Annotated in this window: 1 pseudogene; it reads left to right on the forward strand. The window is 54.0% G+C overall.

From position 1 onward, the window contains the following. Positions 1-68 precede the first annotated feature (68 nt). A pseudogene (locus tag DT73_RS26490) lies at positions 69-844 on the forward strand (hypothetical protein); the annotation flags it as partial.

The following is an 844-nucleotide window of genomic DNA, read 5'->3' on the forward strand; positions in this document are numbered from 1 at the left end:
CAGTACATAATGGAGGAATTGGTGCAGCTGAAGGAGGAGTGATTTTTATAGCAGGTCAGGTGGCAGCAATGATGCACACCTTGGGAGCTCTCGTTTCAGTGAATGCCTCAGAAGGCATCATTAACATGGCCGGAGCCGGTACCCATGGTATGACTGCCCAGAAAGGTACGCTGATTAATGAAGGTTCTATTACCGTTGACGGCATGCAGCTTCATCTGGACGAGAACCTGGAGCCGGATGGCACCAAAACCCTCTTCAAGCCGGAAGATCCCGGCGGGCGCATCAACAGTTTGGCAATGCGCGGTACCGGGATGCATCTGCGTAACGGCGGAAGCATGCTGAATACGGGCACCATTCAGGTGACCAATTCAGGTACAGGAATGTATGCCGACGGCTCCGCCCTTGCCATCAACCAGGGTACCATCAATCTTGAGTCAGACGGCAGCCATGACGAGCAGGGCTGGATCTACGCGATGGCCGCCATAGATAACGGCATGGCGATCAACGACACCACCGGTGTGATTAATATTAATACTGACCTCGGCCTGGCGTTTTACACATCAGGCAACGGTAAGGTGTTTAACTTTGGCACGGTGAATTTTAACGGCAGCCCGATAAACAACGGCGACCCGAACTGGGGTTCCCCCTCTCTGGAGTCTGACTATGTGCTGATTACCACGCCGGTGCTGACCGCAGAGGGTGAAAGCCACACCTGGCGTGATGAGTCCCTTCCCTGGCTGTTACTGCAGAACAGTGCCAGCTATGGCGACGCCATATTTGACGGTGAACTGGCGGTGGAAAACTGGCTGCAGAACTTTGGCAGTCTGTCAGTTACCACCCTGAC

Origin of the sequence: Mangrovibacter sp. MFB070, from assembly GCF_000705335.1 — a bacterium.
Lineage (GTDB): Bacteria > Pseudomonadota > Gammaproteobacteria > Enterobacterales > Enterobacteriaceae > Mangrovibacter > Mangrovibacter plantisponsor.